Consider the following 26635-nt stretch of genomic DNA (forward strand, 5'->3'; position numbering starts at 1 on the left):
CGGGAAAACTCGCTTCGCTCAGACAGTTCCCGTTCTTTTTTCCGCCCGCTTACACAAATTCAAGGCGCCATCTAGGGCAGGGTACGGCCACACCATCTGTGCGCTGCCCGTGGCGCTGTGTTTCTTGCTCCTATCGAAGCCCAAAGCGTCAAGGCCAGGACTCCCAGAGCCGATGCTGACGCCCAAAGCCCCGGCGCTGGCACTCACAGAGTCAACGCCGGGCCTCTCAGAGTCGATGCTGACGCTCCAAGAGCCGGCGCTGACACTCAGACAGCCAACACTGGGACTCAGAGAGCCAGCACACCGAGCTCGAAGCGTCAGCGTCGGGCCTCCAAGAGCCGATGCTGACGCTCAAAGAGCCGGCGTTGACACTCAGAGAGCCAACACTGGGACTCAGAGAGCCAGCACACCGAGTCTCGAAGCGCCAACGCCGGGCCTCCAAGAGTCGACGCTGACGCTCAAAGCCCCGGCGCTGACATTCAAAGCGCCAACATCGGGACTCAGAGAGCCGGCACCGAGTCTCGAAGCGTCGGCGTCGGGTCCCCTAGAGCCAATGCTGACGCTCAAAGCCCCAGCGTTGACACTCAAAGAGCCAACGTCGGGACTCAGAGAGCCGGCACCGAGTCTCAAAGAGTCAACGTCGGGTCCCCTAGAGCCGATGCTGACGCTCAAAGCCCCGGCGCTGATACTCAAAGCGTCAACACCGGGACTCAGAGAGCCAGTACCGAGGGTTCCGCGACGGTGTGGCCGTTCCTTGCCCTAGATGGCGCCTTGAATTTCTGTTGCAGGGAGGAAAAAGAGGGGAGGCTTGTCTGAGCGAAGCGAGTTTGCCTCCCCTCCCTCCCTGCGACAGAAATTCAAGGAGTCTTTCGCCATCTCGGGCGCGCCTTTCTTTGCTGACTTTCTTTGGCAAGACAAAGAAAGTGAGTCAGCCCCGGCAGGGGATGAAACAAGGGGTGCACCACCAACAAAAAAACTCAAACCTTAAAAACAACAACCGCAAGCGGCGGCAACCGCAACACCAGAGACTGCCCCTGCCCATGCGCCGCCACATGATCCACATCCACCGCCCCACCATTCCCCATATCACTCCCGCCATACACAGCGGCATCCGTGTTCAGCACCTCGCGCCAATGCACAGCCCCGTCTGCCGGCGGCACGCCAATCCGATACCCCTCCCGCGGCACAGGCGTCATATTCGCCACCACCAGCATCGGCCGCCCCTCGCCATCCAGCCTTAGGAACGCAAACACACTGTTGGCCCGGTCATCGCCAATCACCCAGTTGAACCCTTCGGGCGCGCAGTCCCGCGCATGCAATGAAGGCTCGCTGCGGTACAGCGCGTTGAGGTCATGCACCAGCCGCTGCACGCCACGGTGCCGCGGGTCGTCCAGCAGGTGCCACTCGGGCGAGGCATCGTGGTTCCATTCCCCCACCTGCCCAAACTCGCACCCCATGAACAGCAGCTTCTTGCCCGGGTGCGTCCACATGAACGCCAGGTAGGCACGCAGGTTGGCGAGGCGCTGCCATTCATCACCCGGCATCTTGCCGAGCAGCGAGCCCTTGCCATGCACGACCTCATCGTGCGAGATCGGCAGGATGAAGTGCTCGGAAAACGCATACACCAGCCCGAACGTCATGCCGTCGTGATGGTGCTGGCGGTACACCGGGTCGCGCTGCATGTAGTGCAGCGTGTCGTGCATCCAGCCCATGTTCCACTTGTAGTCGAACCCCAGGCCGTTGAATTCCACGGGGGCGGTCACGCCCGGCCACGCGGTGGATTCTTCGGCGATGGTGATGGCGCCGTGGCAGCGTTCGTGCACCACCGTGTTCATCTGCTGCAGGAAAGCGACGGCTTCAAGGTTTTCACGGCCGCCGTAGCGGTTGGGTACCCACTCACCGGTGCGGCGGGAGTAGTCGCGGTAGAGCATCGAGGCCACGGCGTCCACACGCAGGCCGTCGATGTGAAAGCGTTCCAGCCATTCCAGCCCACTGGCGATCAGGAAGCCGCGCACTTCGTTGCGGCCGAAGTTGTAGATGAGCGTGTTCCAGTCCTGGTGGAAGCCTTCGCGCGGGTCCTGGTGTTCGTACAGCGACGTACCGTCGAATTGCGCCAGGCCGTGCGCGTCGGTCGGGAAGTGTGCGGGCACCCAGTCGACGATGACGCCCAGGTTTCCCCGGTGGCAGCGGTCGACAAAGCGGGCGAACGCCTCCGGCGTGCCGAAGCGCGCAGACGGCGCGAACAACCCCAGCGGTTGATAGCCCCAGCTGCCGCCGAATGGGTGTTCGGCCACCGGCAGCAGTTCGATGTGGGTGAAACCGAGTGCGCTCACATACGGGATCAGGCGGTCGGCGAGTTCGTCCCAGGTCAGGTTGCGGCCGCCGTCTTCCAGGTCGCGCAGCCACGAGCCCGCATGCACTTCGTAGATGGCGATGGGTGCGTCGGGCTTCTGGCGCTCGGCGCGGGTTTGCATCCAGTGCTCGTCACTCCAGCGCAAGGGCGCGGGGTCGGCTACGACCGAGGCGGTGGCCGGCGGCGGTTCGGTCTGGCGGGCCACGGGGTCTGCCTTGACCAGCAGGCGGCCGTCGGCGCCGAGCAGCTCGAACTTGTAGCGCGCGCCGGGGCCGGCACCGAGCCCGCTGGGCAGGAACAGTTCCCACACGCCGGCCTGGTGGCGCAGGCGCATCGGGTGGCGGCGACCGTCCCACTGGTTGAAGTCGCCCACCACGGACACCCGCTGCGCATTCGGCGCCCACACCGCAAAGCGCACGCCGCTCATGCCATCCATCTTCATGGCCTGCGCGCCCAGGCAGTTCGCCAGTGTCCAGTGCGTGCCCTCGTTGATCTGGCGCAGGTCTTCGTCGTCCAGCAGCAGGCCGAAGGCGTACGGGTCTTCGGCTTCCTGCACGGCTTCGTGACCCGTGCCGGCGGGCCACACGATGCGCAGTCGATAGACCTCCGGGTGGCCGTACACGTCCTGCGCATCGGCGCACAGCGGCCCGTGGAACAGCCCGGTACGGCCCACCGGCGTCAATTCGGTGATGATCTGGCGCCGTGCATCGATAGCCTGTACGCGGCGCGCGCCAGGGTAGAACGCGCGCACCATCCAGCGCGGCCCCTCTGCCGTCTCCACGCGATGCGGCCCCAGCACGGCGAACGGATCACCCAGGCGGCCATGCGTGAGCGCATCCACCTGTGTCTGGTCCACGCCGGGTGGCAGCGCCATCGGGGGTTCGGGCGCAGTGGTGGCTTTGGGTCGGGTGGCAAAGTCGAGCGCGGTCACGGTGGGCCTCCGGTCGAATCTTCCGCGGCGGGTGGCGGTGGTTCCGCATGCAGCAGGCGGCGTGCCACGCGCGTGAAGCCTGCCAGTGGAATCGGCAGCCACCCTGGCCGGTTGGAAGCCTCGTAGTTGACTTCGTACGCGGCCTTCTCCAGCAGGAAGAGGTCGAGCAGGTGGAGATCCACAACGGGCTGGTCGAGCGTGTTCAGATCGGGCCCCCGAATGGCGGCGGCATAGGCTTCCAGGAAGCGCTCCGTCGAGGCCGCGCGGAATACGTCGAGCAGATGGTTGCGGCGCTCCTGCGCGGGGCCGGCCACGTGCTCGGGGCCTTGCCGCATGGCACCCACCACGTAGTCGAGCGAGCGCATCAGCCCGGCCACGTCGCGCAGCGGGCTGGTCTTGCGCCGGCGCTCTTCCACCGGGCGCGAGGGCTCGCCTTCAAAGTCGATCAGGAAGGCATCGCCCTGTGCCACCAGCACCTGGCCGAGGTGGAAGTCGCCGTGGATGCGCGAGAGCTTCGCGCCCAGGCCGTCCTCCGCATGTTTTCGCGCGGCGTCGAGCAGTGCCTGGCGTTGTGACAGCAGCCACTGCACGTCGGGTTGCTGGGCGCTCTCCGGGTTTTGCTGTTGCCATGCCGTCAGGTTGTCGAGCGCGCGGGTGAGCTGTTCGCTCACGCGGGCTGTCCAATAGGCAGCGTCATCGGTGTCGGCAATCCGGGCACCGAAGTTCGGGTCTTCCGTGGGCGCAGCCAGTGCCGCATGCAGCTCGCCCAGGCGCGTGCCGATCATGCCGATGAAGCTGACGTAGCCGGCCAGGGCCTCGTCGGTGTCCACGCGGGCCTCGGATACCGCCACCGGTGACGATGCCCCGTCGCCCGCCGTCACGCCTTCCATCTGCACGGCCAGTTCATCGATGTTGCGGCGCAGGTAGTCCAGCGCCCATGTCCACGCATCGCCCTGGTTGGGCACGAAGCTCTGCATGACGGCCAGTGTGGCGCGTTCGCCGGCCGCGCTGTGGTGCGCGATTTCGCCGATCAGCGCGGCCGTGTTGGCATAGCCCACGCGCGTGAGGTGGCGCGTCATCTCCACCTCGGGGTGGATGCCTATGGCGATGCGGCGGATCAGTTTGACGATGACCGATTCGCCAATCACCAGCGAGCTGTTCGATTGTTCTGCAGCCAGCCAGTGGATGGGCGCGTCAGGCGCAAGCGGCAGCGGGGCCGGGCGCACGGCCCCGGCTTCTGCGCTTTCGGCGGGCTCGGCCAGCTCTGCGATGTTCGGTTCGGGCTCGAAGCTGACGGTGCCGTCGTTGGCTTCCAGCGTGACCCCGCGCACGAGGTTGGTGAGCAGCGCGCGCGCGAACGTCTCAGTGGCGAAGGCGTCGGTGAGGTAGCCGACATGGCGGCCACGGCGCACGCGCGCCAAGGCGAGCTGAATCGGTAGCGCCGGCAGCGTGGCCGACTCCCATGCGATCGACAGCGGCAGCAGGTAGCGCTCGACACGCTCGGTGCCATCCGGCGCCCCCAGTGTGACGGCCACCTCGTTGAAGAACACCTCGGGCCGCGTCGCGCCGGCCAGCGGGCGGTTGGTGGACGCGGCATCCACCGGCACTGCCGCGCCCCAGGCGAACTTCGCGCTGCGCAGCACGCTGTCCTTGGCGGCAAACCAGCGGCGCTTGGGCAGGTAGGTGGGCAGGATCTCGCGTTCGATCTGCTGGCGGTGTGCCTCGCGCAGGCGCGTGTCGGCCACGGCATCCAGCCCGGCGCGCAGCACCAGCGTGGTGAACTCCGGCAGTTGCTCGGCTGCGGGTTGCGACCAGCTTGGGCCGGGCTCGTTCTCGCGCAGCTCCAGCCAGTAGAACGCATACGGCGGCAGCGTGAGCAGGTACGACAACTGGCCGATGGGCGGAAACGCCGTCCCGCCGATCAGCTCCACCGGCACGCGCTGTGCAAACGCCGACAAGTCGAGCTCCACCGCCTGTGATGCGCGGGAGAGATTCGCCACGCACAGGATGGGTGCCTCGCCCTCCAGCGCGCGGATATAGGCCAGCACCTTGCGGTTGGCCGGCTGCAAAAATTGGATGGAGCCCCGCCCGAACACGCGATGCCGCTTGCGCGTGGCAAGCAGCCGGCGCGTCCAGTTCAGCAGCGAATGCGCATCGCGGCTCTGTGCCTCCACGTTGACCGATTCATAGCCGTACAGCGAGCCCATGATGGCCGGCAGCACCAGTTGCTCCGGATCGGCGCGAGAGAAGCCGCCGTTGCGGTCGGGCGACCACTGCATCGGCGTGCGCACGCCGTCACGGTCGCCCAGGTGGATGTTGTCGCCCATGCCGATCTCGTCACCGTAGTACATGACGGGCGTGCCGGGCATCGAGAACAGCAGGCTGTTCATGAGCTCCACGCGGCGGCGGTCGCGCTCCAGCAGCGGCGCGAGGCGGCGGCGGATGCCGAGGTTCAGGCGCGCGCGGCGATCGCTGGCGTAGACCTCCCAGAGGTAATCGCGCTCGGCGTCGGTCACCATTTCGAGCGTCAGCTCATCGTGGTTGCGCAGGAAGATCGCCCATTGGCAGGTGTTCGGCACTTCCGGCGTCTGCCGCATGATGTCGGTGATCGGGAAGCGGTCTTCGCGCGCGATCGCCATGTACATGCGCGGCATCAGCGGAAAGTGGAACGCCATGTGGCATTCGTCGCCGGCGCCGAAGTATTCCTGCGTGTCTTCCGGCCACTGGTTGGCCTCGGCCAGCAGCAGGCGGTTCTTGAACTCCGCGTCCATGGCCGCGCGGATCTTGCGCAGCACGGCGTGCGTCTCGGGCAGGTTCTCGTTCGACGTGCCTTCGCGCTCCACCAGGTACGGCACGGCGTCCAGCCGCAGGCCATCCACGCCCAGGTTCAGCCAGAACTTCATCACGCCGAGCACCGCTTTCAGCACGCGCGGGTTGTCGAAGTTCAGATCAGGCTGGTGCGAATAGAAGCGGTGCCAGTAGTAGGCCTTGGCCACCGGGTCCCATGTCCAGTTGGAGGGCTCGGTGTCGATGAAGATGATGCGCGTGCCGGCGTACTTCTTGTCGTTGTCGGACCACACATAAAAGTCGCGCAGCGCAGACCCCGGCTTGGCGCGCCGCGCGCGCTGGAACCACGGGTGCTGGTCCGACGTGTGGTTGATGACGAGTTCCGTGATGACGCGCAGCCCGCGCGCATGCGCCTCGGCAATGAAGCGGCGCGCGTCGGCCATGGTGCCGTAGTCGGGGTGCACGCTGCGGTATTCGGCGATGTCGTAGCCGTCATCGCGGCGCGGCGACGGGTAGAACGGCAGCAGCCAGATCACATCCACGCCCAGCTCGGCGATGTAGTCGAGCTTGGAGATCAGGCCGGGGAAATCCCCCACGCCGTCGTTGTCCGAATCGCAGAACGACTTGACGTGGATCTGATAGATGACGGCGTCCTTGTACCAGAGCGGGTCGTCCACCAGCAGCGCGGTCGGGTTGCGCGTCATGACGGTTGTTCCTCCGATGGCAGGGCCGGGCGCACGCGCCAGATGGCAAACGGCTGCTCGGGCTCCAGGCGGATGTGCTGCCACTTGCCGCGCCATACCGTGCGCTGGCCGCTGGCCAGGTTCTCCGCCATCAGCGCACCGTGGTCGGGCAGGCCCCATTGCCACAGCGGCAGTTCGATGTCGGATTCGTGCGCGTGATGCGGGTCGAGGTTGATGGCAACGAACAGCGTGTTGTCGCCGAAGCGGTCCTGCTCCCCATGCTGCAGGGCGTTGGCAACCTCGGCCGGGTTGCTGGGCAGCACCGGCGGCGTCGATTTGCTGAAGAACAGGATGTGCTCGCCCGAGGCGGGCTGGAACGTCACGCCCAGGTGCGAGTGCAGCGCCGGGTTTGCCCGGCGAATCCGGTTGAGCAGCGCGATCTCTTTGACGATGTTGCCGGGGCGGTCGTGGTCCCACGCGCGCAGCTGGTACTTCTCGGAATCGAGGTACTCCTCCTTGCCCGGGATCGATCGCCCTTCGCACAGCTCGAAGCCGTTGTACACGCCCCAGAGGCCCGACAGCGTGGCGGCCAGCGCGGCGCGGATCAAGAATCCTGGCCGGCCCGATGTCTGCAGAAACACCGGATTGATGTCCGGCGTGTTGACGAAGAAGTGCGGGCGGAAGTATTCCCGCACCGGCGTGCGCGTCAGCTCGGTCAGGTAGTCGATGAATTCCTGCTTGGTGTGCCGCCACGTGAAGTACGTGTACGACTGCGAGAACCCTACCTTCGCCAGCCGGTACATCACCTTGGGCCGCGTAAAGGCTTCGGACAGGAATACCGCATCGGGATAACGCGCGCGCACCTCGCCGATCATCCATTCCCAGAACGGCAACGGTTTGGTGTGCGGGTTGTCCACGCGGAACAGGCGCACGCCTTCGTCGGCCCAGAACATCACCACGTCGCGCAGGGCGATCCACAGCGCGGGTTTGGCGTCGTGCGCATAGAAGTCGACGTTGACGATGTCTTCGTACTTCTTGGGCGGGTTCTCGGCGTATTTGATGCTGCCGTCGGGGCGCCACGCAAACCAGCCGGGGTGCTCGCGCAGCCACGGGTGGTCGGGCGAGCATTGGATGGCGAAGTCGAGCGCCAGCTCCAGGCCTTTCTCGCGGGCTGCATCGCGCAGACGGCGGAAATCGTCCAGCGTGCCGAGCTGCGGGTGGATGGCATCGTGCCCGCCTTCTGCCGCGCCGATGGCGTACGGGCTGCCGGGGTCATCCGGGGCAGCCTGCAGGCTGTTGTTGCGGCCCTTGCGATTGGTCCGCCCGATGGGGTGGATGGGCGGGAAGTACAGCACGTCGAAGCCCATGCCGCGGATGGCGCCCAGGCGGCGGATCACATCATCGAAGGTGCCGTGCCGCTGTTCGTCGTCCGAGGCGGAGCGGGGGAAGATTTCGTACCAGCTGGCGAACGCCGCTCCGGCGCGTTCCACCTCCAGCGGATACGGCACGCTTTCCACATAGAACGGCCGGTAGTGCGAGGCCTGCGCCATCACCTGCGCGGTGACGGGGTCCAGCAGCAGCTTGAGGCGATGCTTAGGGTCTGCATCGGCCAGCAGGTGGGCGAGCTTGTGTAACGCGTCTGCCGCGGCCTCCTTCGGCGCGTGCTCGGCCGCCTGCGCAACCAGGCGCGCGCCTTCTTCCAGCTCCAGCGTCACGTCCACCCCGGCGGTGTGCTTTTTTTCCAGCTCCGAGCGGTACGTGCCGAACGCATCGCGCCACGCGCCCACGGCGTACACGTGCCGTCCGAGCCGTTCTGGCCGGAATGCGCCGCGCCAGCGGTCATTGCCCAGCGGCACCATCGGCACGTTTTGCCAGGTGTCTTCGTCCTGTGCGCGCCACAGCAGGTGCACGGCCAGTTGGTCGTGTCCGTCCATCAGCACATCCGCTTCGACGACGATGTCGTCGCCCACCAGGCGCTTCACGGCAAAGCGGCCGTCGTCAACGGAGGGCTGCACCTGTTCGATGCCGATGCGTGGCGACGCAATGGCGGCATTGACCGGGTCCTTCGCATCGCCACTCTTCGTGCGGGGGGCCTTTGCAGGCTTGCCGGCGGCGGGATAGCGCACCGGCGCGTTGCGGAACACGCGCCAGACCTGCACGTCGCCGGGCAGCAGGTCGATCTCGGCCAGGGGCCGGGCATCGGCGCGCAGGGTGTCGTCGCAACTGCCGACTGGTTCGGTCAGCAGGTCCAGCGCCACCCCGCGCGTGAAGCCGCCAGCCACGCCGGGCAGGAAGTGGTCCGCATGCACCGACACGCCCATGTGCAGATCCGGGTTGATGACGGTGAGCGTGGCGGCATCGCTCGCGCGCAGGTCGGGGCCGTCGGCGCGCAGCAGGGCAGTGGCCGGCGCATCGGGGCCGGTCAGCATGCGCAGTTCGGCGTGCGGTGCCACCGTGTTGGTCTCGCTGTTTGTCTCACACGCGGCGCGGATGGTGGCGTTCACATCGCGCACCGCGTCGCTCAAATCGAAGGCGGCGTGTGCGTCGATCCACTGCTGGTCGGACGGGTCGCCGCGCTCGGCCAGCATCGGCAGCAGCGCGCCGCGCTCGAACCCCAGCGGCATCAGCCAGCCGGCGTCGAGCGTATCGGCCACGTGCAGCAGCCGGCGGTACGCGCGCTCGCGCACCATCGCATCGCCGAATGCCTGGCCGTAGCGCGTGCCGAACGGCGCTTCCACGGTGGCAATGGGCGGCGCCACGGCGGCCAGCCGCGCGTGCTCCTCCACCATCCAGCCCGCGCGGAAATCCCACCAGCGCAGCGACGAGAACGTGGCATCGAAGCCGGCGCCCGCCAGCGCATCGATGGCGGCGCCATCCATGCCGGGGGTCCACGCGAGGAAGCGCAGCTCGGTCGCGTCCTTGCGTGCATCGTGTATCAGGGTTCGCCAACGCCCCGCAGGCAGGCGCGCGGGAGCTTCACAGCGGAATCCGCCGATGCCGAGCGCGGCCCAGGCGCGCAACTGCTGCGCCCACCACGCGAGGATGGCGTCGGCGCAGCGCGGGTCGTCATGCCGGAACGAGGCCACTTCGAGGTGCGAGGGCGGCAGGCGGGGGTCCAGCGCATCGCCGTCTTCGGCGTGGGCCGCAAACCAGTCGGGGTGGTCGGCGCGCAAGGGCGCATCTACGGCCACCCGGTCGATCACGAGGTCGAGCAGCGGCGCGAGCCCGCGCGCACGGCATGCTTCGGCCAGCTTGGCGATGGCCGCATCGGCCGGTCCGTCACCCAGCGCGTCGTGCAGTTGGGCGTGGTCCCGCGTGACGAACACGTTGCCGGCGGCGCCCACCGCAAATGGCGGCGCCATCAGCACATGATCGAAACCCAGTGAGGCGATGCGGTCCAGCACGCCATCCCACCGGTCGAGCCGGCCGAGTTGCAGCGGATGCAGGTAGCAGATGGCGGGGGCATAGGGGGGCGCCGTAGCGCTGGGCGCGCGGGGCACCGGCTTCGTCACCGATTTGGCTTCGCTGCCGGGGGGCTTGGCCGCCTTGAGCGCGGCCGTGGTTTTGCGGGAAGAGGCGGGCTTTGGCGATTTGGTCTCGGGCATGCGTGAAAGCGGGGCAGCGCGTCAGGTGCGGTCAGGCACGGATCTTCTCGGCGCGGGCGGCGCGCGCTACCGCGTGCGCTCTGACCTCGTCGGGCAGGGCCGTCGAGCGTCGCCGCGCCGGCGTGCGCACAGGTTGGTCGGGGCGTGGTGTGTGCAGCGGGTCTTGCGTGGCGGATGCCTGGGCCAGCGTCACGGCCGGCATTGGCGTAGCGGCCGGCACCAGGTTGCGATACAGCGCGATGTATTCACGCGCCGGCTGCGACCAGCCGAAATCGGTCGTCATGCCGTTGTATTGCAGGATGCGCCACGCCTGCGGCTGGGCAAAGATGCGCAGCGCGCGCTCCACGGCGGCCACCATCGCCTCGGCGGTGTCGCCGTCGAACAGGAAACCCGTGGCGCCGTGCAGCGCGGCTTCGGGCGAGCCGTGATCGGTGATGGTGTCGATCAGCCCGCCCGCGCGGGAGGCCACCGGCACCGTGCCGTAACGCATGGCGTACAGCGGGGTCAGGCCACAGGGTTCGAAGCGGCTGCCGTGCAGCAGGATGTCGGCGCCGCCGTGCAGCAGGTGGGCATGGGCCTCGGTGTAGCCGATCTTCACGGCCACCTGGCGCGGATAGCGCACCGCGAGTTCGGCCATGCCGGTCTCGTATCGGTGCTCACCGCAGCCGAGCACGGCCACCTGCAGTTGCGGGTTGGATTCGAGCAACTGCGGCAGCGCCTGCAGCGTCACGTCGGCCATCTTCTGGTGCGTCAGGCGGCTGCCCACCGCCAGCAACGGCGCCTTGGCATCCTCGGGCAGGCCGAAGCGCTGCTGCAGCGCGCGCTTGGCGATGTGCTTGCCGCTCAGGTTGGCGGCAAAGAACGGTTGCGGCAGCAGCGGGTCTTTCGACGGGTTCCACACATCGTTGTCAATGCCGTTGAGGATGGCGACGAGGTCCTGCTGGCGAGCACGCAGCAGGTCTTCCATGCCGCAGCCCGTGCCATCGATCAGGATCTCGCGCGCATAGGCGTGGCTGACCGTGGTGATGCGGTCGGCCCACAGCAGGCCGGCCTTCAGGAAGCTGAACTGGCCCCAGAATTCGGCCTCGTGCGCCGCATCGGGCGGCACGCCGATATCCGGCACCACGCGCATCGGGAAGTTGCCCTGGAAGGCGAGGTTGTGCACGGTAAAGACAGTCTTGACCGGCACCTGCGCGCGCTTGATGAACAGGGGCACCAGGCCTGTATGCCAGTCGTGTGCCTGCACGAGATCAAAGCGATGCACGCCGGGCATACCACCTGCCACGCGCGCGGCGGCCTGGCTGAAGGCGGCAAAGCGCAGGGCGTTGTCGTCATATGGCTCGCCGTGGTCGTCCAGGTACGGATTGCCCGGCCGCGCAAACAGCGCCGGCGCATCGAACAGCAGCACCGGAATGCCTTGCGGGCCCATACGGCCGTTCAGCAGGCGTGCACGACCGCCTGGCAGGTCGGTCCATTCGCACACGGTGCGCGGGTGCTGCAACTGGGCGATCGCGTCCGGATAGCCCGGCAGCATCACCGTCACCTTCAGGCCCGCACGCCGCAATGCGCCGGCGCACGCCCCGACCATATCTGCAAGGCCGCCGGTCTTGGCCAGCGGCACGGCTTCCGAAGCGACAAACAGGACGTTCAGCGACAAGGTCATGCTCCCGGGGGAATCGCCGGCCGGGCCATCAGCCACCAGCATGAGCGGTGGAGGGCGCAGGTGCGCGGCGGAGGTTTTTGATCCTCCCCATCGCGCAAGACCTATGCCAGTCGGACAGACGCTGACAAAGCTGTGAACCTTCGAGCACGGCGCCTTGGCTGTACGTGATGCGCGCCGTTCGCGAACGGGTGCGGGGTGTGCAACCTGCGGGTGCGTTGTGTAATTTCGTCTATGCGTGCGGACGCACATCGAAGGGATGTGGTGCTTCGGGCAGCGGTCGCCGGGCGTCAGAGCAATAGAAAAAAACAATCAGTAAAATCAGATCAATCAACTTGTGCAATAGGTCGAACGACGATACGATTCACTCCGTTGTCAACCAAGCAACCCAACCGAAAACCACTATGTCGCTGATCAATACTCAAGTCCAACCGTTCAAGGCCCAAGCGTTCCATAACGGCAAGTTCATCGAAGTTACGGATGAGTCGCTCAAGGGCAAGTGGTCCGTGCTGATCTTCATGCCGGCCGCATTCACCTTCAACTGCCCGACCGAAGTGGAAGACGCAGCGGACAACTACGCTGAATTCCAGAAGGCTGGTGCTGAGGTCTACATCGTCACGACCGACACGCACTTCTCGCACAAGGTGTGGCACGAAACCTCGCCGGCCGTCGGCAAGGCCCAGTTCCCGCTGGTGGGCGACCCCACCCACGCGCTGACCAACGCCTTCGGCGTGCACATCCCCGAAGAAGGCCTGGCCCTGCGCGGCACGTTCGTGATCGACCCGCAAGGCGTGATCAAGACGATGGAAGTGCACGACAACGCCATCGCCCGTGACGTGAAGGAAACCCTGCGCAAGCTCAAGGCTGCCCAGTTCGTCGCCAACAACCCGGGCAACGTGTGCCCGGCCAAGTGGAACGAAGGCGCGAAGACCATCAAGCCGTCGCTGGACCTGGTCGGCAAGATCTAAGTTGTCAAGGCTGTTGCTGCAGAAATGCAGCGTGAAAAACGGCCGGCTCTGCCGGCCGTTTGCTTAAGGGCGCAGGCATGTGCCGCGCCCCGTTTCAGACTCAACGAATACAAAGGAAGTCGTCATGCTGGATGCTGATGTCAAGGCCCAACTGAAGGCCTACCTCGAACGCCTCGTGCAGCCCATTGAGCTGGTCGCCAACGTCGATGACAGCGAGGGCTCCCGCGACATGATGGACCTGCTGCGTGATGTGGCCGAGCAGTCCAGCATGATCGTGCTGACCGAACAACGCGACGCTGCCGAACGCGCACCGTCGTTCCTGATCCGCCGCACCGGCGCCGATGTGAGCGTGCGCTTTGCCGCCATCCCGACGGGCCACGAGTTCACCTCGCTCGTGCTGGCGCTCCTGCAAGTGGGCGGCTATGCGCCCAAGCTCGAAGCCGACGTCATCGAGCAGATCCGGAATATCGAAGGGGATTTCCGCTTCGAGACCTACATGTCGCTCACGTGCCAGAACTGCCCGGACGTGGTCCAGGCGCTGAACGTGATGTCCGTGATCAACCCGCGCATCCAGCACGTCGCCATCGACGGCGCGCTGTATCAGGGCGAAATCGAAGCGCGCCAGATCATGGCCGTGCCGACCGTGTTCCTGAACGGCGAAACGTTTGGGACGGGCCGCATGGGCGTGGAAGAAATTCTCGCCAAGATCGACACCGGCGCTGCCGCGCGTGATGCTGAAAAGCTCGCCGCCAAGGATCCGTACGAAGTGCTGATCGTCGGCGGTGGCCCGGCAGGCGCCGCTGCAGCCGTGTACGCGGCACGCAAGGGCGTGCGCACCGGTGTGGTGGCCGAACGCTTTGGCGGCCAGGTGCTCGACACGCTGGGCATCGAGAACTTCATCTCCGTGCAGGAGACCGAAGGGCCGAAGTTTGCCGCCGCGCTGGAGCAGCACGTGCGCCAGTACGACGTCGACATCATGAACACGCAGCGCGCGGTCAAGCTCACGCCGGCAGACAAGCCGGGCGGCTTTGCCGAGGTCACGCTGGCCAATGGCGCGGTGCTCAAGGGCCGCTCGATCATCCTGTCGACCGGCGCGCGCTGGCGCAACGTCAACGTGCCGGGCGAGCAGGAGTACAAGAACAAGGGCGTGGCCTACTGCCCGCACTGCGATGGCCCGCTGTTCAAGGGCAAGCGCGTGGCCGTGATCGGTGGCGGCAACTCGGGCGTGGAAGCGGCCATCGACCTCGCCGGCCTGGTGAATCACGTCACGCTGATCGAGTTTGCGAGCGAGCTGAAGGCCGATGCCGTGCTGGTGCGCAAGCTGCAAAGCCTGTCGAACGCCACCATCGTCACCAACGCGCAGACCACCGAGATCACCGGTGACGGCCAGAAGGTCAACGGCTTGCGCTACAAGAGCCGCGTGGATGGCGTCGAGCACGAAATCGCGCTCGAAGGCGTGTTCGTGCAGATCGGCCTGGTGCCCAACACTGAGTGGCTGGACGGTGCACTGGAACGCAACCGCTTCGGCGAGATCGTCGTCGACGCGCGCGGCCAGACCAGCGCGGAAGGCGTGTTCGCCGCAGGCGATGCGACCACGACGCCGTACAAGCAGATCATCATCGCCACCGGTGATGGCGCTAAGGCTGCATTGTCGGCGTTCGACCACCTGATCCGCGTGCCGCTGGCCGAAGCGGCCTGAAGCTGAAACACGCTGTACGAAGCCGGACCTTGCGCAAAGCAGGTCCGGCTTTTTTCTTTGGCATTCAACCGGCGGCGGAAAGCAGTGTCTTTGCCCGCTCGCTGCACATATCGACCAGACGATCGCGCAGCACGCGGCCCGCGCTGTCGACGTCCGGCCGGGCAAACAGAGCCAGCTCGAGCCCACCAATTTCCGGAAATCCATCCGCGGTGCCGAGCACCCGATGCCCGGCCTGCACGGTGCTGGCCGGCAGCAGGCTTACGCCCAACCCCGCGCTGACCGCCGCACACAGGCTGGCCAGGCTCGGGCTTGAATACGTGATGCGCCACGCTTGGCCGATCGATTCCAGCGCGTGCAGCATCTCCTGCCGATACAGCGCGCCGACTGGAAACACCACCAGCGGCAGCGGCGGTTGCGATGGTCCGGGCGGCGGCATGTGCGGCCGCTCGGCGCTGTCGATCCAACAGATCGGTTCCGCCCAGCGCGCATGGCAGTCGCTGTCGGTGCCCCATTGCTTGACCAGCAGCAAGTCCAGATCGCCATTGCGGTACTGGCGCAGCAGATGGTGAGACAAGCCGCTTTCCACCTCCAGCCGCAGCCGTGGGCGTTCGCGCGCAAAGCTGGCGATGAGCGGCATCAGCGCGCCGCTGCCGAGGTCTTCCGGCACGCCCAGGCGCAGCACGCCCTCGGTGTGCTCGGGGCTGAGCGCCTCGCTGGCCTCGTTGGCCAGGCGCAGCAGCCGGCGCGCATAGCCGAGCAGGCGATCGCCTTCTTCGGTGGGCAGCACCTGGCGCTGGCTGCGGTCGAGCAGGCGGCAGTCCAGTTGCTGCTCCAGCCGCAGGATCTGCTGGCTGACGGTCGATTGCGTCAGGTGCAGGTGCTCGGCTGCCCGCGTGAAGTTGCCGGTATCCACCACCGTGACAAAGCTGCGCAATAGGACGAGATCAATCATTTGAAATCTCACTGGACGTCATTCAACTATTTAATTTGAACATATTTAGGCGCGCAACCATAATCGGCTGCTTACTCACCGCAAATGGAGGTCGCCGGCATGGCATTGCGTGTCTGGAAACGTTGGCTGGTTCTCGCATGCGCGTTTGGCGCGGCAACTGGCGGCGCAGCGGCCGGTGAGCCGTCCTGGCTGTTGAATGCAGCGGCCAAGGGCGATACCGGCAAGGTGGTCGAGCAGTTGAAGCAAGGCGTGCCGGTGGATGTGCGTGATGGCGGCGACAACACGCCGCTATTGCTCGCCACGCAAGGCAATCACGTCGACACGGCACGCGCCCTGATCGACGCCGGCGCCGACGTCAACGCAAAGAACAAGCGGCTCGATAGCGCCTATCTGCTGGCCGGCGCCGAAGGGCGGCTCGAGATCCTGCGCCTCACGCTCAGCCACGGCGCCAACCTCAAGAGCACCAACCGCTACGGCGGCACGGCGCTGATCCCTGCCTGCGAACGCGGCCACGTCGAAGTTGTCAAGACGCTGCTCGATGCCGGCGTCGACGTGAACCACGTCAACAAGCTCGGCTGGACGGGGCTGCTCGAAGCCATTCTGCTGAGCGACGGCGGCCCGCGCCACCAGCAGATCGTCCGTTTGCTGATCGATCACGGCGCCAATGTCAACCTCGCCGACAGCAAGGGCGTGACGCCGCTACAGCACGCCCGCGAGCGTGGCCAGAAGGCGATCGCTGACATGCTCGTCGCTGCCGGAGCGCGTTGATCTGCAGGTCGCAAGTCACTCACCCATCACGCTGACTGGAGAACACCATGACCGATGAACAGTACATGCGCGAAGCCGTTGCACAGGCCTACGCCAATGTGGAGGCCGGCGGCCAGCCGTTCGGCGCCGTGCTCGTGCGCAACGGCGAGATTCTCGCCAGCACCTCGAACAAGACGCACATTACGCACGACCCCACGGCCCACGCCGAGATCCAGGCCATTCGCGAAGCCAGCGCCAAGCTCGGCACGCCTGACATGACTGGCGCCGTCATGTACGCCAGTGGCCAACCGTGTTCCATGTGCTACGCCGCCATGGCGCGCTGCGGCATCCGGACCGCATTCGTTGCGTATTCGGATGCGGACGGCGAACCGTTCGATTTTTCGACTGTCGCGTCGTATGAAGAAATCAGCCGCGCTCCCGAGGCGCGTGTACTCCAACTGCGTCCGCTGAAGCCCACGGGTGAGCGCGGTCTGTACGAGGCGTGGCAGGCGCGTCAATCGTGAGCGAGGTGGCCGCACAGGGCGCCACAGCGGGCGCATCCTCCGCATCTTCCGCGCGCATCGACGCCGGTTGGATCGGCGTGGCGGTGGTGATCGCGCTTGGGCTGAACCTGCGGCCGATCCTCACGACCATCGGCCCGTTGCTGGCGGAGATTCGCGCCGGCACGGGCCTGGGTTTGCAAGGCGCATCGCTGCTCACGGTGATTCCCGTGCTGTGCATGGGCAGCGTGGCGCTGTTTTTGCCGTGGCTCGAACGCTGGCTGCCGGAGCATCGCGGTGTGGCATGCAGTCTGTTGGCCATCGCAGGCGCCTGCGTGTGGCGGCTGTGGGCAACACATGGTGCCGGGCTGATCGCCAGTGCGGCATTGGCCGGCACAGGCGTGGCGATCGTCCAGGCGCTGGTGCCCGGCATCGTCAAGCGATGGTTTCCGCAGCGCGTGCCGATGGCGCTGGGTTTGTACTCCTCGTCGCTGATGGCGGGCGGCGGCATTGCCGCCACGCTCAGTCCGCGCATTGCGCATATGGCGGACTGGCACGTTGGCCTCGGCGTGTGGGCGTTGCCGGCACTGGCGGCGCTGGTCCTGTGGTCCACCGCGCGCCCACGCGAAGCCGCCGCACCCGTGCAGCGCGGCCCCGTGCTCAACTTCTTCGGCAACCGGCGCGCGTGGCTCCTGGCGATCTACTTTGGCGCGGCCAACGGCGGCTACACCAGCATGATCGCGTGGCTGCCCATGTTCTATCGCCAACTCGGCTGGAGCGCGCAGAACGCCGGCGGCCTCATCGGCGTGATGACGATCTTCCAGGTGATGGGCGCGTTTGCCTTGCCGTTGCTGGCGCGGCGCTCGCCGGATCAGCGCCCGTGGCTGATGGCAATGCTGGTCATGCAGCTTCTGGGAATCGTCGGCCTGCTGCTCTCGCCTCTCACCGGCACCGTACTGTGGGTCGCGCTGATCGGCTGCGGCCTGGGCTCGATGTTCCCCCTGTGCCTGACGCTCACGCTGGATCACCTGCCTGACGCCCGTGCCGCGGGTTACCTCGCGGCATTCGTGCAAGGGATCGGCTTCATCATCACGGGGATCATTCCTTACGCAGTCGGCTGGCTGCGCGAAGCCACGGGGGGCTTCCAGATGCCGTGGCTGCTGCTGATCGCGATCGTGGTCGCATCGATGGCCACGACGCTACGCTTCGCGCCTGCCGGCTATACACGCGCCATTGGGTCCGTGTAACTCCGCGCGCGTTGCCGGGTCACCGCGCCCGGAGCAAGTTCACCCACGGCCTTCAAAAATCTCTTGTAATGCGAATCATTCGCATTTATAGTGTGTCCATCGACAGCGCTGCAGCCGATGGACACACCCCGAAAGGGCATCCCCAAAAGCACAGCGCGTCGAACCGAATTCCGCTGCGCGCGCCTGCCACTGCGTAAGTTGGCGCCCAGCCACCGGTCTTTTGTGGGGACCGCTCTGACACACAGAGCGTTTGGCCGTAGCAAGCCGCCCGACAGTCGGGAAAGCACTCAGACCCCGCTTTCCCGACTGCGACTTTCCCGGGCTGCCAGCCATGCCATTTTTTTTCAGAACGCAGTGACCGTGTCTGCACGGTTGCGAATGCCCGTCACTCGGTGTTCTGACCTGCTGTCGTGCCCCGCCTGCTGTACCCAAATCTCGCCCTAACGAACGCCATGCCAAACTCGACCGACCTACGCCGGGCCGGGCTCAAAGCCACGTCGCCGCGCGTCAAGATCCTGGAAATCCTGACCGCCGGCACGGACCACGGCCGTCACCTGAGCGCAGAAGATGTGTACCGCCAGTTGCTCACATCGGAGCTCGATGTCGGCATCTCGACGGTCTATCGCGTGCTCAATCAGCTGGTGGATGCCGGCGTGCTGCTGCGCCATACGTTCGAAGCCGGCCATGCGGTGTACGAACTCAACGAGGGTGCGCACCACGATCACCTGATCTGTCTGTCGTGCGGCCGCGTGGAAGAGTTTCACGACGATGCCATCGAGGCGCGGCAGGAGCACGTCGCAAACGATCGCGGCTTCGTCCTGCGCGATCACGCGCTCGCGCTCTATGGCGTGTGCCCAGCGTGTCAGGCGGCCGCCGGCGCTTCACACTGACACCGTACGGTAACGCCCTGAAACAGTATCGGGGCATCGTGGCGAAACTCATCGGGCGGCGGCGGTTCCAACCACCGTGTTACCCAGGAGATGCCGATGCGACGCCGTCTGAAGTCCGAAGATGAACTCAAGACACTGCTGGCCCGCTGCGTCCAGCAACACCCGGAATGCGCCCAGTGCGAACTGCGCGCGATGTGCATTCACCGCCCCGATCACACCGGCTGCAATTGGAGCGCCGAGTTTGATTTCCCCACCGACGATGATGCGGCCGCCATTCGTGGCCTGTCAGTCGCCAAGCGCTTGTTGACGCTGGCACGCACGCAGTACAACGTGGTGCCGGCTCACTAACGGATAGCGTTATCCCTTTGCCTGGCGAGAGATCCGCTCGAGTAGTGCGCGAGCGCTTTCGCCATGCCCCTGCTGTGCCAGCAGGCGTGCATTCAGCACGAGGTTTTCGAGCACCAGCTTGGCGATGCTCGCGGTGAGCGAGACGATCACCTCGTCTTGGCTGAAATGGGCTTCTTCCATTTGCGACAGCTGGCGCGAGACCAGCTTGCAGACCAGGTCACGCAACATCTGCTCGTCGAAGGGCAGGTTGGCGAAATCCACTGGGTCTTCCTTCTCGACTTCCGCAATCAACTGGACCAGCAGTTCTTCGGTCATGATGCGTCCCCCGTTCAGGTTTGGACCAGTCTACGCCTGCGCTTCACAAAAACAAAACGGGCCCGCATGGTTTGTCCCCATGCGAGCCCGTTGGTGTTGTGACGTTGCGTCGGCGCGGTTACCTGCGGCGCACGAAGTGGATCGGCTGTTCCATCGCAGCGGACGACGATTCGCCCGACGCACAACCACTGCAACCGCTGCCGCAGGCGCTGCCCGAGAGCGGATCGGAGTGACACGACGGCGTCGCGCCAGGCGTGAGCAGGCGTTGCCCGAAGGCGCGCATCCACTCCGGTCGCGACGGCCGATCACACCAGCCAGCCACGCGCGCCATCGTGCGGGCGCGCATGGCCGGCGCATAGCGGCCAGTGAGCGACAGCGCGCTCACTGCCACGACCGTGGCAACGACGCCGGTTTCGACAACGTGGTACAGGCTCATGTCAGCACCCGTGCGATCTGGTAGGTGGCGAAGGCGGCCAGGTAGGCCAGCGCGAAGAGATACCCGGCGGTGCTCGCCATGACCTTCCACGAGTTCGTCTCGCGGCGGATGGTAGCCAGCGTCGAGATGCACTGCGGCGCGTACACGTACCACGCCAGGAAGGCCAGCGCCGTGGCCAGCGACCATTGCTGCGAGATGATCGGCGCGAGTTGCGCCGCTGCATCTTCATGCGTAGCCGACAACGAATACACCGTTGCCAGCGCGCCCACGGCCACTTCGCGCGCGGCCATGCCCGGAATCAGCGCAATGCACATCTGCCACGTAAAACCGATCGGCGCGAACACGACTTCCAGCGCGCGGCCGATCATGCCGGCAAAGCTGTAGTCGATGGCCGGTAGGGTGGCGTTTGCCGGCGGCGCCGGGAACGTCGACAGGAACCACAGCACCACCATCATCTTGAGGATGACCGTGCCGATGCGGCGCAGGAAGATGCGCGCGCGTTCCAGCAGACCCACAGCGAGGTTGCGCACGCTCGGCAGGCGGTACGATGGCAGTTCCAGGATGAGCGGGTGTTCGTTGCGATCGCGCTTGAGGTACTTGAGCACGTAGGCCACGACCAGCGCCGACACGATGCCCGCCATGTACAGCCCGAACAGCACCAGCCCCTGCAGGTTGAACACGCCCCACACCTGCCGCACCGGAATGAAGGCGCCGATCAGCAGCGCATACACCGGCAGCCGGGCAGAACACGTCATCAGCGGCGCAACGAGAATCGTCACCAGACGGTCGCGCGGATCCTGGATCGTGCGCGTGGCCATCACGCCGGGGATTGCACACGCAAAGCTGGAGAGCAGCGGGATGAACGAGCGGCCTGACAGCCCCGCGCCCGCCATCAGCCGGTCGAGCAGGAAGGCCGCACGCGGCAGATAGCCAGACTCTTCCAGTGACAGGATGAAGAGGAACAGGATCAGGATCTGCGGCAGGAACACCAGCACGCTGCCCGTGCCCGCGATGATCCCGTTGACCAGCAAGCTCTTGAGCATGCCGTCGGGCATGACCGTGCCGACCCACACGCCCACGGCTTCCACCGCGCCCTGGATGCCGTCCATGAGCGGCTGTGCCCACGAAAACACGGCCTGGAACATGAAGAACATCAGCACGGCCAGCAGCGCCAGGCCGAACACGGGGTGCAGCACGATGCGGTCGAGCCGGTCATCCAGCTCGGCGGTGCTGCGGGGCATCGAGACAGCCGCGTCGAGCAGGCGCTTCACCTCGATGTGCGGGTCGGCATCGGTCGGCAGCCCAACCGGCACGGCGGGCAACTGCTCGTGATCGATATGCGCGACAAGTTCTGCCGCGCCATTGCGCTTGATGGCCACCGTCTGCACCACCGGAACGCCCAGCGCAGCTTGCAGCTTGGCGCGGTCGATGCGGATGCCGCGCCGTTCGGCTGCATCCACCATGTTGAGTGCGAGCACCATCGGCAGCCCCAGGCGTTGCAGTTCCAGCACGAAGCGCAGATGCAGGCGCAGGTTGGTGGCATCCACCACGCAGATCAGCAGGTCGGGGCGGGCCTCGCCGCGGAACGTACCGAGGCAGATATCGCGGGTGATGGCTTCGTCGGGGCTGGTGGCGACCAGGCTGTAGGCGCCGGGCAGGTCGAGAATCTGCACATGCCGGCCCGACGGGGCGGTAAAGCGGCCTTCCTTGCGCTCGACCGTCACACCCGCGTAGTTGGCGACCTTCTGGCGGCTGCCCGTCAGCAGGTTGAACAGCGCGGTCTTGCCGCAGTTCGGGTTGCCGACCAGGGCGACGCGCAGTGCGCTGGAGGAGGAAGAGGTGGAGGAAGCGTGCATCTGCATGAAGCCGGATAAGCGGGGCCGCAAAGCGGCGGCAATGGGTGGCGGCGTTTGGCTGTCGTCAGGCCGCCTCGCGCTCCTTGGGCGGCGGAGCCGTTTCTGAGGCCGTAACGGCGCCGGGCTGCCCGGCCGCTTCGGCGCGCAAGCGTACGCGGGCCGCCTCCTGGCGGCGCAATGCAAAGCGGGTAAAGCCCACTTGTACGACCAGCGGGTCGCCGCCGAATGGGCCAACCGCCACGACCCGCACCTCTTCACCCGTCACGAACCCAAGTTCGCGCAGGCGCTGGCTGATGGGATCGGCGGGCTCACGGTCTTCAACGTGATCCACCACCGCCGTCGCCCGGCGGGAAAGCTCGGAAAGCCGCATCGTGCGTGATCGTTAATCTGAGGTGGTACAGCAAGGAGGCTAAATGCGAATCGTTTTCATTATATCGCAACATCACGCCTGACGGGCTGCGGCGTCCGGTCGCCGGGAATCGGTATTTCGGAGGGAGGGTTTATGCGGAGGTGGCGGCACAGGCGAGCGTTGTGCCAAAAGCACACCCGAAGGGGGCGCGGGCGCAAAACCGCCGTCAGTGCAGGGTTTTTGCCAAATTACCCCATCCTGGGTATTGGCGCGGGCATGGACCATTGCCTATGCTTCAAACGCGCTGAACTTCCCCGTTCAAAGCGTATTCTTCAAGCCACCGGGTACCGCTATCCGGTGGCTTTTTTCATGGGCGATTGCCGAGTGTAGGCGATGTGCGGGGGCAGGGGCCCCAGAGGGTGTGTTGTCCCCGTCGCGGTTTCCGATGGGCGCGGGTTGTCGGATCCCAGTTCGGGAGCGCGACAAACGGTGGCCTGCGCTGCGTGATCGCGCACGCTGCTACTGCCCGTTCGGCCGCCCGTGATGCCGATCTGCAGCGCGGTTTCGTACAGACTATCCACAAGTTGCGTGTGATAGGAATTGCAAGCAAAATGCTTGCGCACTGCGTCAGCCGCCTGCCGGCACGATGCTGCAACTGCATCGTGCGCCGAGGAGTCGGTCCTTGAGCCGCGCATCGTGCAAGCGCAGAGTGCACATGCTCTCCATATAAGGCTCTACCGGTCATCCAAGTGCCGAAGCACGCTCTCTTTCCCACCACGCTGCGTGGCCGCTTGCTTGCCCTTGCCGCGGTGGCCGCATTGCCGGCCATCATCGTGGCGATGGCCGGCGTGGCGCTCTACCGGGACCGGCTCAACGACCATCTTGCCCAACGCCTGACCCACGAAACCGAAGCCGCCGCCGCGCGCGTCGGCATGGTGCTGTCCAACGCGAATACGCTGCTCTCCGTGCTGGTGGCCGACGACTCGGCGCTGCGCATGGACGAGCAGGAGTGCAGCGGTTTCGTCAACCGCGTCTTCCATCACCAGAGTGAGCTCGCCAACCTCGGCATCATCGACGCGCATCGCAAGCTGGTATGCACGCCCGACACGGTGAAGCTCGGCATCGATTTGTCGGACCGGCCGTACGTCAACGAAATCATGGCGACGGGCCGACCATCCCTGTCGACCTTCGTCACCGGACGCGCTTCCGGCCAGGCCGTGTTGATTTCTGCGCGGCCAATGGCAGGCGGCGATGGCGCCATCCGTGGCGTGGCCTACGCTGCGGTGCGGCAGACCGCGCTGATGGCGGCGGCCGTGGACAACATGCCGGAGGCGCCGGTCTACCTGGTGGATGCGGCCGGCAACGTGTTGTCGACCCGCGGCACGCTGGAGGCTGCACAGGTGCCGGCCATCGTGCGTGGGCACCTGGTGGCCGCCGCGGGCCAGCAACCGGGCGCACCCGTGCTGGTGGACGACACCGACGGCGTACGCCGGGCTTACGCCGCGATGCTGGTGCCGCATGCGGCTGGCGGGCACCTGCGCATCGTGCGCGGCGTGGACGCCACCGACATCGTCCGCCAGCAGCGTGACATCACGCTGGCCGGCGGCGGCGCCATCCTGCTGATGGTCGTAATGCTGCTGGCGCTGATCCAGATGACGCTGCGGCGGCTGGTCATGCCGCGTATCGACGCGCTCGTGGATGCGGCACGCCATTACGCTGCGGGCGATTTTTCCGCGCGCGTGGCCGAACACGCATCGTCGCGCGACGAGTTGTCGGTGCTCGAACGCGCCTTCAATGAAATGCGCGGCGCCATCCAGCGGCACGACGCCACCGTCCACCGCCTGACCGAACGCTTCCAGCGCGTGGCGCGCGCCACCAACGACTGGATCTTCGACTGGAACATCGCCACGGGCGAGTCGTGGGCCAACGCCAGCCTGCATCGGTTGCTCGGCAGCGATGCGCTGCTGAGCCCGGGCGATGACGACGGCATGGGTGGCGGCACCTCGCGCACGCTGACCTTCCATCAGTTCGTGCACCCGGACGACGTGGAAGCCTTCGGCAACGCGTTGCGTGCGGTGTTGAACTCCGAGCGCGACAGCTGGCAGCGCGTCTGCCGCGTGATCGACGCTAACGGCGCGACGCGCACGGTGGAGATCCGCGCGAGCATCTACCGCGGCGACGATGGCCGCGCCGTGCGCATGGTCGGCGGGGTGACCGACATCTCGTTGCGCTCGGCCATGGAGCAGGAACTGCGCACCAGCGAAGCGAACCTGCGTGTGGCCGAGCAGATCGCGCTGCTGGGCAGCTGGCGCTGGGATGTGCTGCGCGATTCGGCCACGTGGTCGTCGGGCATGTATGTGCTGACCGGCATGCCGCTGGGCACGCCGCCCACCTTTGCGCAGCAGGGGCAGTTCTTCACCGCCGAGAGCTACAACCGCCTGCGCGAAGCGGCCAGCCGTGCCGTGACCGAGGGCGAGCCGTATTCGCTGGAGCTGGAGATGATTCGCCGCGACGGTGAACACCGCTGGGTGCTCTCGCGCGGCAACATCGAGCGCAACGATCGCGACGAGGTCGTTGCCCTGTTCGGCACCATGCAGGACATCACCGAGCGGCGCGAATCCGATGATCAGTTGCGCCTGCTGCGTCGCGTGGTCGAGTCCGTGCCATCGGGCATTTCCGTGGCCGACGCGCAGCAGCCGGATTTGCCGCTGGTCTATGTGAACCCTGGCTTCGAGCGCATGACTGGCTACCGCGCCGAAGAGGTGCTGGGCCGCAACGCCCGCTTCCTGCATTCGTCCGAGCCGGGGCAGCCGGCGCTCAATGAAGTGCGGGCCGCCCTGCGGGATGCGAGCGAGGCCCGCGTGCTGCTGCGCAACTTCCGCAAGGACGGCCACGCGTTCCTGAACAACTTCCTGCTCTCGCCCGTGCGCGATGCCAAGGGTGCGGTCACGCATTACGTTGGTATCCAGGACGACGTGACCGAGCAGGAAATGACGCGCACGCGCCTGGCGCAGCACGCCACCATCGATCCGCTCACCGGCCTGCCCAACCGCACGCTGCTGGCTGACCGCGTGCAGCAGTCGGTCGAGATGGCCGCGCGCCAGCGCAGCCGTTTCTATGTGGCGCTGGTCAACATCGATCGCTTCAAGGTCATCAACGACAGCCTTGGCCACCTGCTGGGCGACGAGGTGCTGCGCCGCGTGGCCGAGCGACTGCGCGACGCGGCCGATACGGTCGACACCGTGGCGCGCTTTGGCGGTGACGTGTTCGCGCTGGTGATCTCGCACGCGGGCTCGCGTGGTGTCGATGTCGGCTTCGATCTCTTTAACGAGCCGATTCGCGTGGAAGGCCACGAGGTGTTCGTGACGGCCAGCATCGGCGTGGCCGAGTATCCGGCGCACGGTGCGGATGCCGACAGCCTCATCCGCCATGCCGAGATGGCGATGTACTACGCCAAGCAGAACGGCCGCAACCGCCTGGAGTTCTTCGCACCCGAAATGGACATCGGCGTGTCGTACCGCCTGAACCTGGAGCATCAGATCCGGGCCGCGCTGGAGCATGGCCAGTTCCGCCTGCTGTACCAGCCGCAGATCGATACCAAGACCGGCCGCGTATGCGGGCTGGAAGCGCTGATCCGCTGGATCCACCCAACGCGCGGGCTGCTGCCGCCGGCCGCGTTCATCCCGGTGGCCGAGGAGAGCGGCCTGATCGTCGAGATCGGTAATTGGGTGCTGGCCGAGGCGGCGCAGCAGCACGCCCAATGGCATGCGCTCGGCCTGGCCGATGACCTGACGATTGCCGTGAACGTGTCGCCGCTGCAGTTCAAGCGCGGCACGGTGCTGCCGACGCTGCTCAAGCTGCAGCGCCAGTACGGTCTGGGCTCGGGCTTCCTGGAGCTGGAGGTGACCGAGTCGATGCTGATGGAAGGCACCGAGCGCACCATCGAAGACCTCACCGCCATCCGCCAGCTCGGCGTGCGTATCGCCATCGACGACTTCGGCACGGGCTATTCGAGCCTGGCGTATCTGAAGCGCTTGCCGATCGACCTGATCAAGATCGACCGCGCGTTCGTCAAGGACATCGACCGCGACTCCAACGACGCGGCCATCTGCACGACCGTGGTGGTGCTCGCCCACAACCTGGGGGTGAAGGTGTGCGCCGAAGGCGTGGAAGATGCCGCGCAGTCCGCCTTCCTGGCTTCGCACCAGTGCGACGTGCTGCAGGGCTACTACTTCAGCGAGCCGCTGCTGCCCGACGCGGTGACGGCGCTGCTGGAGCGCGACACACGCTTCGCGCTGTAGGCGCCGCC

At 66.2% G+C, this 26635-nt stretch carries 17 protein-coding genes; 8 read left to right on the forward strand and 9 right to left on the reverse strand.

Annotated elements, in window-relative coordinates:
* Positions 1–977: 977 nt before the first annotated feature.
* The 4 genes from glgB to glgA are packed head-to-tail and all read right to left on the reverse strand — an operon-like array spanning position 978 to position 12022.
* On the reverse strand, positions 978–3227 hold the full coding sequence (gene glgB / locus NG900_RS13780) for a 1,4-alpha-glucan branching protein GlgB (protein WP_252682137.1): 2250 nt from the start codon (positions 3225–3227) through the stop codon (positions 978–980).
* A gap of 53 nt (positions 3228–3280) precedes the next feature.
* Entirely contained in the window at positions 3281–6775 is a 3495-nt protein-coding gene (gene treS, locus NG900_RS13785; protein ID WP_252681214.1) for a maltose alpha-D-glucosyltransferase, read from the reverse strand.
* On the reverse strand, positions 6772–10359 hold the full coding sequence (locus NG900_RS13790) for a maltotransferase domain-containing protein (RefSeq protein ID WP_252681216.1): 3588 nt from the start codon (positions 10357–10359) through the stop codon (positions 6772–6774). The genes treS and NG900_RS13790 overlap by 4 nt, the downstream gene beginning before the upstream one ends.
* A gap of 31 nt (positions 10360–10390) precedes the next feature.
* Positions 10391–12022 carry a glycogen synthase GlgA gene (glgA, locus tag NG900_RS13795; protein WP_252681219.1) on the reverse strand — a complete coding sequence of 544 codons (1632 nt, stop codon included), beginning with the start codon at positions 12020–12022 and terminating at the stop codon, positions 10391–10393.
* A 401-nt stretch (positions 12023–12423) separates the two neighbouring features.
* Here glgA and ahpC point away from each other — a divergent pair, with 401 nt between their 5' ends.
* A complete protein-coding gene (gene ahpC, locus NG900_RS13800) occupies positions 12424–12987 on the forward strand; it encodes an alkyl hydroperoxide reductase subunit C (protein WP_004627987.1) in 564 nt (187 codons plus the stop codon).
* Positions 12988–13111: 124 nt separating this feature from the next.
* Positions 13112–14686: an alkyl hydroperoxide reductase subunit F gene (ahpF, locus tag NG900_RS13805; RefSeq protein ID WP_252681222.1), complete on the forward strand. Its 1575-nt coding sequence runs from the start codon at positions 13112–13114 to the stop codon at positions 14684–14686.
* Positions 14687–14750: 64 nt separating this feature from the next.
* Here the strand turns inward: ahpF and NG900_RS13810 are convergent, their stop codons facing one another.
* Positions 14751–15638 (reverse strand): LysR family transcriptional regulator, encoded by an 888-nt coding sequence (locus NG900_RS13810; protein ID WP_252681225.1) that lies wholly within the window; start codon positions 15636–15638, stop codon positions 14751–14753.
* Between the two features lie 99 nt (positions 15639–15737).
* On the opposite strand from NG900_RS13810, the gene NG900_RS13815 reads away from it, so the two are divergent.
* The 5 genes from NG900_RS13815 to NG900_RS13835 all read left to right on the forward strand — a co-directional run bounded on the left by NG900_RS13815 (position 15738) and on the right by NG900_RS13835 (position 19370).
* The gene (locus tag NG900_RS13815; RefSeq protein WP_252681227.1) at positions 15738–16406 is read left to right on the forward strand and encodes an ankyrin repeat domain-containing protein; all 669 of its coding nucleotides are present in this window, start codon (positions 15738–15740) and stop codon (positions 16404–16406) included.
* A 47-nt stretch (positions 16407–16453) separates the two neighbouring features.
* Complete coding sequence (locus NG900_RS13820; RefSeq protein WP_252681229.1) at positions 16454–16909, forward strand: nucleoside deaminase; 456 nt, start codon at positions 16454–16456, stop codon at positions 16907–16909.
* On the forward strand, positions 16906–18132 hold the full coding sequence (locus NG900_RS13825) for a CynX/NimT family MFS transporter (protein WP_252681232.1): 1227 nt from the start codon (positions 16906–16908) through the stop codon (positions 18130–18132). The genes NG900_RS13820 and NG900_RS13825 overlap by 4 nt, the downstream gene beginning before the upstream one ends.
* Before the next feature lie 452 nt (positions 18133–18584).
* A complete protein-coding gene (gene fur, locus NG900_RS13830) occupies positions 18585–19022 on the forward strand; it encodes a ferric iron uptake transcriptional regulator (protein ID WP_252681235.1) in 438 nt (145 codons plus the stop codon).
* 96 nt (positions 19023–19118) lie between these two features.
* Complete coding sequence (locus NG900_RS13835; RefSeq protein WP_252681239.1) at positions 19119–19370, forward strand: hypothetical protein; 252 nt, start codon at positions 19119–19121, stop codon at positions 19368–19370.
* A gap of 9 nt (positions 19371–19379) precedes the next feature.
* On the opposite strand, the gene NG900_RS13840 is transcribed toward NG900_RS13835, so the two are convergent.
* The 4 genes from NG900_RS13840 to NG900_RS13855 all read right to left on the reverse strand — a co-directional run bounded on the left by NG900_RS13840 (position 19380) and on the right by NG900_RS13855 (position 22347).
* Positions 19380–19685, reverse strand: coding sequence for a hypothetical protein (locus NG900_RS13840; protein WP_252681242.1), 306 nt, complete (start codon positions 19683–19685; stop codon positions 19380–19382).
* A gap of 118 nt (positions 19686–19803) precedes the next feature.
* Positions 19804–20121 (reverse strand): DUF6587 family protein, encoded by a 318-nt coding sequence (locus NG900_RS13845; RefSeq protein ID WP_252681245.1) that lies wholly within the window; start codon positions 20119–20121, stop codon positions 19804–19806.
* Positions 20118–21983: a ferrous iron transporter B gene (feoB, locus tag NG900_RS13850; RefSeq protein ID WP_252681248.1), complete on the reverse strand. Its 1866-nt coding sequence runs from the start codon at positions 21981–21983 to the stop codon at positions 20118–20120. The genes NG900_RS13845 and feoB overlap by 4 nt, the downstream gene beginning before the upstream one ends.
* A gap of 58 nt (positions 21984–22041) precedes the next feature.
* Positions 22042–22347 carry a FeoA family protein gene (locus tag NG900_RS13855; RefSeq protein ID WP_252681251.1) on the reverse strand — a complete coding sequence of 102 codons (306 nt, stop codon included), beginning with the start codon at positions 22345–22347 and terminating at the stop codon, positions 22042–22044.
* Positions 22348–23075: 728 nt separating this feature from the next.
* Between NG900_RS13855 and NG900_RS13860 the strand changes: the two genes are divergently transcribed.
* Complete coding sequence (locus NG900_RS13860) at positions 23076–26627, forward strand: EAL domain-containing protein (RefSeq protein ID WP_252681254.1); 3552 nt, start codon at positions 23076–23078, stop codon at positions 26625–26627.
* Positions 26628–26635 lie beyond the last annotated feature (8 nt).

Source organism: Ralstonia soli (assembly GCF_023955655.1).
GTDB lineage: Bacteria > Pseudomonadota > Gammaproteobacteria > Burkholderiales > Burkholderiaceae > Ralstonia > Ralstonia soli.

Bases quoted from the DNA above. Each gene is read 5' to 3' on its own strand.
- glgB (WP_252682137.1), bottom strand. From the start codon at position 3,227: ATGGCGCTGCCACCCGGCGTGGACCAGACACAGGTGGATGCGCTCACG.
- treS (WP_252681214.1), bottom strand. From the start codon at position 6,775: ATGACGCGCAACCCGACCGCGCTGCTGGTGGACGACCCGCTCTGGTAC.
- NG900_RS13790 (WP_252681216.1), bottom strand. From the start codon at position 10,359: ATGCCCGAGACCAAATCGCCAAAGCCCGCCTCTTCCCGCAAAACCACG.
- glgA (WP_252681219.1), bottom strand. From the start codon at position 12,022: ATGACCTTGTCGCTGAACGTCCTGTTTGTCGCTTCGGAAGCCGTGCCG.
- ahpC (WP_004627987.1), top strand. From the start codon at position 12,424: ATGTCGCTGATCAATACTCAAGTCCAACCGTTCAAGGCCCAAGCGTTC.
- ahpF (WP_252681222.1), top strand. From the start codon at position 13,112: ATGCTGGATGCTGATGTCAAGGCCCAACTGAAGGCCTACCTCGAACGC.
- NG900_RS13810 (WP_252681225.1), bottom strand. From the start codon at position 15,638: ATGATTGATCTCGTCCTATTGCGCAGCTTTGTCACGGTGGTGGATACC.
- NG900_RS13815 (WP_252681227.1), top strand. From the start codon at position 15,738: ATGGCATTGCGTGTCTGGAAACGTTGGCTGGTTCTCGCATGCGCGTTT.
- NG900_RS13820 (WP_252681229.1), top strand. From the start codon at position 16,454: ATGACCGATGAACAGTACATGCGCGAAGCCGTTGCACAGGCCTACGCC.
- fur (WP_252681235.1), top strand. From the start codon at position 18,585: ATGCCAAACTCGACCGACCTACGCCGGGCCGGGCTCAAAGCCACGTCG.
- NG900_RS13835 (WP_252681239.1), top strand. From the start codon at position 19,119: ATGCGACGCCGTCTGAAGTCCGAAGATGAACTCAAGACACTGCTGGCC.
- NG900_RS13840 (WP_252681242.1), bottom strand. From the start codon at position 19,685: ATGACCGAAGAACTGCTGGTCCAGTTGATTGCGGAAGTCGAGAAGGAA.
- NG900_RS13845 (WP_252681245.1), bottom strand. From the start codon at position 20,121: ATGAGCCTGTACCACGTTGTCGAAACCGGCGTCGTTGCCACGGTCGTG.
- feoB (WP_252681248.1), bottom strand. From the start codon at position 21,983: ATGCAGATGCACGCTTCCTCCACCTCTTCCTCCTCCAGCGCACTGCGC.
- NG900_RS13855 (WP_252681251.1), bottom strand. From the start codon at position 22,347: ATGCGGCTTTCCGAGCTTTCCCGCCGGGCGACGGCGGTGGTGGATCAC.